General features: G+C 65.7%; 6 protein-coding genes. 4 read left to right on the top strand and 2 right to left on the bottom strand.

Going from position 1 to position 7,007, the window contains the following annotated elements; genetic code table 11:
• On the top strand, window positions 1-860 hold an 860-nt coding region (locus tag Q7T45_RS05260), incomplete at its 5' end, for an MFS transporter (protein WP_304868408.1).
• Between the two features lie 6 nt (window positions 861-866).
• On the opposite strand, the gene Q7T45_RS05255 is transcribed toward Q7T45_RS05260, so the two are convergent.
• Together Q7T45_RS05255 and Q7T45_RS05250 are read right to left on the bottom strand one after the other, a co-directional pair.
• Window positions 867-1,244: a rhodanese-like domain-containing protein gene (locus tag Q7T45_RS05255; protein WP_304868406.1), complete on the bottom strand. Its 378-nt coding sequence runs from the start codon at window positions 1,242-1,244 to the stop codon at window positions 867-869.
• Between the two features lie 138 nt (window positions 1,245-1,382).
• Window positions 1,383-1,784: a DUF4864 domain-containing protein gene (locus tag Q7T45_RS05250; protein WP_304868404.1), complete on the bottom strand. Its 402-nt coding sequence runs from the start codon at window positions 1,782-1,784 to the stop codon at window positions 1,383-1,385.
• A 240-nt stretch (window positions 1,785-2,024) separates the two neighbouring features.
• Here Q7T45_RS05250 and Q7T45_RS05245 point away from each other — a divergent pair, with 240 nt between their 5' ends.
• The 3 genes from Q7T45_RS05245 (at window position 2,025) to Q7T45_RS05235 (ending at window position 6,921) form a co-directional block, all read left to right on the top strand.
• Window positions 2,025-4,601 (top strand): cation-translocating P-type ATPase, encoded by a 2,577-nt coding sequence (locus Q7T45_RS05245; RefSeq protein WP_304868402.1) that lies wholly within the window; start codon window positions 2,025-2,027, stop codon window positions 4,599-4,601.
• Window positions 4,602-4,603: 2 nt separating this feature from the next.
• Entirely contained in the window at window positions 4,604-5,152 is a 549-nt protein-coding gene (locus tag Q7T45_RS05240; RefSeq protein WP_304868399.1) for a hypothetical protein, read from the top strand.
• 92 nt (window positions 5,153-5,244) lie between these two features.
• The gene (locus Q7T45_RS05235) at window positions 5,245-6,921 is read left to right on the top strand and encodes an NAD(P)/FAD-dependent oxidoreductase (RefSeq protein ID WP_304868397.1); all 1,677 of its coding nucleotides are present in this window, start codon (window positions 5,245-5,247) and stop codon (window positions 6,919-6,921) included.
• Window positions 6,922-7,007: the final 86 nt, after the last annotated feature.

Genomic DNA, 7,007 nt, shown 5'->3' with positions numbered 1-7,007 from the left:
CCTTCGCGCCGCTGATGGCGGAGGCCTCGCACTGGTTCGAGCGCTATCGCGGGCTGGCGGTGACCATCGTCGCGTCAGGCAATTATGTCGCGGGCACGTTCTGGCCGCCGCTGATCAACTGGAGCACGCAGGCCTATGGCTGGCGCGCCACCCATTTCGGTATCGGCATTGCCGTCGGCCTGTTGATGACGATCCTGGTGCTGGTGCTGCGCCGCGTCATGGGCGGCAGCGCGGCACAGGATCACACCAATGCGCCGCCGCCGCGGATCAATCTCAACCTGTCGGCCAATACGCTGACGGTGCTGCTGTGCATCGCGAGCATCTCCTGCTGCGTGGCGATGTCGATGCCGCAGGTCCACAGCGTCGCCTATTGCGGCGATCTCGGCTACGGCGTCGCGCGCGGCGCCGAGATGCTGTCGCTGATGATGGCGTGCGGCATCATCAGCCGGATCGGCTCGGGATATCTCGCCGACAAGATCGGCGGCATCCCGACCCTGCTGATCGGATCGGTGGCGCAGGGCTTTGCCCTACTGTTCTATTTGTTCTTCGACGGGCTGACCTCGCTCTACCTCATCTCCGCGATGTTCGGCCTGTTCCAGGGCGGCATCGTGCCGAGCTATGCCATCATCGTCCGGGAATCGATGCCGGCGCGCGAGGCCGCGACCCGGGTCGGCATCGTGATCATGGCCTCGGTGTTCGGCATGTCCGGCGGCGGCTGGATTTCCGGCGTGATCTTCGACGCCACCGGTTCCTACGCCGCGGCGTTCCTCAACGGCGTCGCCTGGAATGCGGTCAACATCGTCATCGTGGTGGCGCTGCTGCTGCGGGCGAGGGCGCGCTCACGGCTGGCAATGGCGTGAGGCCGGCTACCCCTTCTCGACTTCGCCGCCGGCATCGAGCCAGCCCTTGAAGCCACCGAGGTTGCGGACGTTTTCGTAGCCCATTTCCTTCAGCGTCTTGAGCACCAGCGCCGAGCGTCCGCCCGAGGCGCAATAGGCCACCACGGTCTTGGCCCGGTCGAATGCCGCATCGTGCAGCGGGGAGGCCGGATCGGCGCGAAATTCCACCAGTCCGCGCGGAATGGCGAGGGCGCCCGGCACCTTGCCCGATGTTGCGACCTCGGCCGGTTCGCGCACGTCGAGAAACAGCACGTCGGCCCGGCCGACCAGTCCCTTGGCTTCATCGGGACTGATGCGCGGTACCGCGGCTTCGGCCTCGGCGAGCATGGATTGCACTGTTTTCATTCTTGGTTTCCTCCGGATTTGCCTGATCGCGGCGAGTAAGGCGCAAACCGCGGACGGTGGCAATGGCAAAGGATCTGGCGCGAAATTCCGGCGGGATGTTGGCAAGTTGCCGGCGGTGTGACTCCGCCGCCGGAGCCGTCACACCGCCTGACCCGCTTTCAGCAGCGTGCAGCCGCTGATCTTCAAGCTGCCGTCGGCTTGCTGCTCCAGCGTATAGAGCGCCTCCCACGGCACGCCTTCGGCATCGACGATGCGGACGCGCTGGGCGATCTTGCCGTCGGCGACGCGCGCCTCGCCGAATTCGAAACTCTTGTGACGGTAAACCGGCGCATAGCTGCCGCGCACCATCGCCATGAAGGTGTCTTGCGGGAATACTTCCCTGATCGCGGGCGCGGCATGGGAATAGGCCGTTGCGGCATCGTCGTGGCCGAACGCCTCGACCTGGGCGCGGATGATTCTTTGCGCGGCGGCGACGTCGTCGGCGCGGGCAGGGGCGCTGACGCCGATCAGCAAGGCGACGAGTAGCAGGAAGGCGCGCATGACGGGCTCCGCTTGGCGGTTATCGTACCCCTCAGATACGTGGCAGCCCAGCGCAAAGGTTCAGCTAATTGTCCATAACCGTGGTCGCGTTCCGGCACGGGATGCATCGAGGCAGGGGACTCGCATTTCCGCAGCAAGTGTGCGCCACCTTCTGCGATGGATCAAACGCCGGCAGCCGGAAGGCGATAAATTTCGGCAAATCTCCGGTGCGGACCCACCCAAACCCTCAAAGCAGGCGAAATGCCCGACGAAATACCATTGCCCGGTCCGATGCATGGCCTCAGCGAGGCGGAAGTCCAGGCCAGACTGCAGGCCGAGGGCTACAACGAACTGCCGCGCCCGGACCGGCGTACGCCGCTGCGGATCGTCCTCGAGGTGGTGCGCGAGCCCATGCTGGCGCTGCTGCTCGGCGGCGTCGCGGTCTATCTGCTGCTCGGCGACCTCAAGGAGGCCATCATCCTCGGGGCGTTCGCCACCCTGTCCATATTGATCACGGTGATCCAGGAAAGCCGTACCGAACGCGTGCTGGAGGCGCTGCGCGACCTCACCAGTCCGCGCGCGCTGGTGATCCGCGACGGCGTGCGCAAGCGGATCACCGGCCGCGAAGTCGTGCGCGGCGATATTCTGCTGCTGGCCGAAGGCGACCGCGTGCCGGCCGACGCCGTGATCATCGAATGCCGCGACCTGCTGACCGATGAATCGCTGCTGACGGGTGAATCGGTTCCCGTGCGCAAGACCGCGCGGGCCGATGCCGGTCCTTCCGAAAGCCGGCGGCCCGGCGGCGATGACCTGCCCATGGTGTTCTCCGGCTCGTTGGTGGTGCGCGGCACGGCGACAGCCGAGGTCGTTGCGACCGGAATCCGCAGCGAGATCGGCAAGATCGGCCAGTCGCTCGCCACGCTGGAGACGGAGCCGCCGCGGCTGCAGGCGCAGACCCGCCGCGTGGTGCGGATTTTCGCCATCGCCGGCGCGGCGGTCAGCATTCTGGCGGTGGTGCTGTACGGCACCCTGCGCGGCGGATGGCTGGATGCGGTGCTGGCGGGCATCGCGCTCGGCATGTCGATGCTCCCTGAAGAATTTCCGGTCGTGCTTGCCGTGTTCATGGCGATGGGCGCGTGGCGAATCTCGCAGGCGAGGGTGCTGACCCGCCGCGCCGCCGCGATCGAAACCCTCGGCTCCGCGACGGTGCTCTGCACCGACAAGACGGGGACGCTGACCGAGAACCGGATGACCATTGCCGAATTGCGGCTCGCGGACGACGACACGTTCCGGCCCGGGGAGACACAGGGCGCCGCGATGCCGGAGCGCTTCCACGCTCTGATAGAATGCGGAATCCTGGCCAGCGCGCGCGACCCGTTCGACCCGATGGACAAGGCGTTTCACGCTCTCGGCGGCGAGCGGCTGGCCGGCACCGGGCGTTTGCACGGCGCGGAATGGAAACTCGAGCACGCCTATGGGCTGCGCCCGGATCTGCTGGCGATGTCGCTGGTCTGGCAGCCTTCCGACCACAGTCAGGAATTCGTCGTCGCGGCCAAGGGCGCGCCGGAAGCCATCGCCGGGCTTTGCCATCTCGGCCCCTCCGAGCTCGCCGCGCTGAAGCGCTCGGTGGACATCATGGCGGCCGAAGGCCTGCGTGTCCTCGGCGTCGCCCGCGCCTCCTTCGCTGGCGCCGCATGGCCGGCCTCGCAGCATGATTTTGCCTTCCAGTTCGAAGGGCTGGTCGGCCTTGCCGATCCGCTGCGGCCGAGTGTGCCCGTCGCCGTCGCCGAGTGCCGCTCCGCCGGCATCAGGGTGGTCATGATCACCGGCGACTATCCCGCGACCGCCACGGCGATCGCCCGGCAGGCGGGTCTCGACACCGCCGACCTCGTGACCGGAGAGCAACTGGAAACGCTGAGCGCGGAACAACTGGCGCAGCGCGTGCGGACCGCGACCGTGTTCGCGCGGATCATGCCCGATCAGAAACTTCGCATCGTCGATGCGCTCAAGGCCAACCGCGAAATCGTCGCCATGACCGGCGACGGTGTCAACGACGCGCCGTCGCTCAAGGCGGCGCATATCGGCATCGCGATGGGCGGCCGCGGCACAGATGTGGCGCGCGAGGCGTCCTCCATCGTGCTGCTCGAAGATGATTTCGGCTCGATCGTGCACGCGGTGCGGCTCGGCCGCCGGATCTACGATAACCTCCGCAAGGCGATGGGGTTCATCTTCGCCGTGCATGTGCCGATCGCGGGCCTTGCGCTGCTGCCGCTGCTGTTCGGCCTGCCGATCGTCTTCGGGCCGATCCATATCGCGTTCCTGGAGATGATCATCGATCCCGTGTGCTCGCTGGTTTTCGAGGCCGAAACGGAAGAAGACGACGTCATGAGCCGGCCGCCGCGTCCGCCCGATCAGCCGCTGTTCTCGGGCAGCCTGATCGGCTGGAGCCTGGTGCAGGGAACGCTGGCCTTTGCGGTGGTCGCCGTCATCTACGTCACGGCGCTGAAGCACGGCATGCCGGAGGCGGAGGTGCGGGCGCTCACCTTCTTCTCGCTGGTGCTGGCCATTGTCAGCCTGATCTTCGTCAATCGCTCGTTCAGCGCGTCGCTGATCGCGGCGCTGCGGCGGCCGAATGCCGCGCTCGCATGGGTGATGCTGGTCGTTCCGGTCATGCTGAGCCTGACGCTGCTCTTCCCTCCCGCCAGCGCGCTGTTCCGCTTCGGGCCGCTGCATCTCGACGATCTCGCATTGACGCTGGCGGCGGGGATCGTCGTCCTCGTGTCGCTGGAAGGCCTGAAGGCCATCGGGCGCGGGCGCTTCAGGGTCGCGGAGCGCTGACCATGACGATCGAAAGCACAGACCATGTCATCGAGCTGCGTGTCGACGAGATCGCGCAGCTCTTTCATACCCTGGATCCGTCGCCGTTTCGGGAGCGCGACCTCGACCGCGAGGCGGAAGAATTCATCGTGGGTTGGGCGCGCGAATTGCGCACCGACCTGCCCATCAGGATTATCGTCCATTTCCCGGAAATCGAGCTTCAGAACAAGGCGGCAAAGGATCTGGCCGAAGCCATCCGCGGATACTTTTCCCACCGCGTGACGGTGCTGCAGCGCGACCTCACCGAGTTGTTCCGGGTTGGCCGCCGTTCCCTCGGCATCGGCGTGATGGTGCTGATCGCGTGCTTTGTCATCGCGCGCTTCGCAGGCGGACTCGTCGAGGGGTCGCTCAGCCGCATGATCGAGGAAAGTTTCCTGATTTTAGGCTGGGTCGCGAACTGGCGTCCGCTCGAAATCTTTCTGTACGACTGGTGGCCGATTGCCCGGCGACGCGATCTGTATCGCCGTCTTTCCAGCGCATCGGTCGAGGTTCGGCCATTTCCAGCGGCCTGAACCGGCGCGCGGATGCGCCGGCTATTGCCGTCGTGGAACGCAAGGCGCATTATTCGTCGAAGTCCAGAAACAAAATTCCGGAGCAGGGAATAATGGCGGGAGGCAAGTCGCACTACGAGGTCATCGTCGTCGGCGCGGGTGTGGCTGGAATCTATCAGATCAAGCGCCTCGCCGACCTCGGCGTCGAAGCCCTGGTGCTCGAGGCCGCCCCCGACCTCGGCGGCACCTGGTACTGGAACCGCTATCCGGGAGCCCGTTTCGATTCGGAGAGCTACACCTACGGCTATTCGTTCTCGAAGGAGTTGCTCGACGAGTGGCACTGGAAGGAGCGGTTCTCCAGCCAGCCGGAGAATCTTCGCTATCTCAATTACGTCGCCGACAAGTTCGATCTGCGCCAGTACATGCAGTTCAACTGCAAGGTCGAGGCCGCGCACTTCGACGAGGCGCATGATCTGTGGCGGCTCCGAATCGATGATGGGCGCGAACTGACCTGCCGCTTCGTCATCATGGCGGTCGGGCTGCTGTCGGCGCCGACGCTGCCGCGGTTCGAGGGAATGGACAGTTTCAAGGGGCGCTCGTTCCACACGTTCTACTGGCCGCACCAGCCGGTCGAGATGGCCGGCAAGAAGGTCGCCGTCATCGGCACCGGCGCCACCGCCATTCAGATCATCGGCGAGATCGCCGACAAGGTCGGCGAACTCACGGTGTTCCAGCGGCGGCCGAACTGGAGCGCGCCGCTGAACAACGGCCCGATCTCGGACGCAGAGATGGCCGACATCCGCGCGCGCTACGACGAGATTTTCGAGACCTGCGGCCGTACCCCCGGCGGCTTCGTGCACGAACCCGATCGCCGCGGCTTCTTCGAGGTAACGCGGGAAGAACGGCTGGCGCTGTGGGACCGGCTCTATGATGAGCCCGGCTTCGGCATCTGGCTGAGCAATTTCCGGGAAATTTTTACCGACCCGGCCGCCAACGCCGAGTTCTCCGCCTACATCGCCGACCGGATCCGCCGCCGCGTCAAAGATCCCGTGGTGGCGGAGAAACTGATCCCCAGGGACCACGGTTTCGGCGTGCAGCGGGTGCCGCTGGAGACGAATTACTTCGAGGCCTATAACCGGCCCAACGTGCACCTCGTCGATATCAGCGAGACGCCGATCGAGCGGATCACCGAGTCGGGCCTGCGCACCACCGCGCGCGATTACGAGTTCGATATCATCGTCTACTCCACCGGCTTCGACGCCATTACCGGCGCGTATGACCAGATCGACATCCGGGGCGTCGGCGGCGAAAAACTATCGGAGAAGTGGAAGGACGGCCCGTCGACATTCCTCGGCATGCTGGTGCACGGTTTTCCGAATTTGCTGATGCCCACCGGACCGCAGAGCGGTTCCGCATCGACCAATTTTCCGCGCGGCATCGAGACCGGCGTCAACTGGTGCACCGCCCTGCTGGAGCACATGTGGGCCCGCGGCTACACGCGGGCCGATCCGACGCGCGCGGCGCAGGAGCGCTGGACCGGCTATGTCGCGAAGATGTACGCGATCATGCTGCTGCGCAACGCCAAGGGCTGGTTCACCGGCTACAATTCCAATGTGCCCGGTCACGAGGCAGGCAAGGTCCGGCACGTCGTCTTCAATGGCGGCACACCGAAATACGTCGCGGCGATCAACGACGTCGCAATGAAGGGCTATGAGGGGATCGTTTTCACGGCGGAGGCGCGGAAAGCGGGGAGGCCGTTGGTTGCCAGCGTTGAGGCCAAGGCAGTCTGACTGAGCGTTTTCTCTTCTTCTCCCCTCCCTCCGCGAAGCGGCGGGGAGGGGTCGGGGGTGGGGGGGCTATCGGCGCATTCGACTGC

Origin of the sequence: Bradyrhizobium sp. (assembly GCF_030646015.1) — a bacterium.
Classification (GTDB): domain Bacteria; phylum Pseudomonadota; class Alphaproteobacteria; order Rhizobiales; family Xanthobacteraceae; genus Bradyrhizobium.
Note: the sequence above shows the minus strand (reverse complement) of the source record. Positions and strands in the feature narration are given on the sequence as shown.

Excerpts from the sequence above, each read along its gene's own strand:
- Q7T45_RS05255 (WP_304868406.1), bottom strand. The coding sequence starts at position 1,244 with ATGAAAACAGTGCAATCCATGCTCGCCGAGGCCGAAGCCGCGGTACCG.
- Q7T45_RS05250 (WP_304868404.1), bottom strand. The coding sequence starts at position 1,784 with ATGCGCGCCTTCCTGCTACTCGTCGCCTTGCTGATCGGCGTCAGCGCC.
- Q7T45_RS05245 (WP_304868402.1), top strand. The coding sequence starts at position 2,025 with ATGCCCGACGAAATACCATTGCCCGGTCCGATGCATGGCCTCAGCGAG.
- Q7T45_RS05240 (WP_304868399.1), top strand. The coding sequence starts at position 4,604 with ATGACGATCGAAAGCACAGACCATGTCATCGAGCTGCGTGTCGACGAG.
- Q7T45_RS05235 (WP_304868397.1), top strand. The coding sequence starts at position 5,245 with ATGGCGGGAGGCAAGTCGCACTACGAGGTCATCGTCGTCGGCGCGGGT.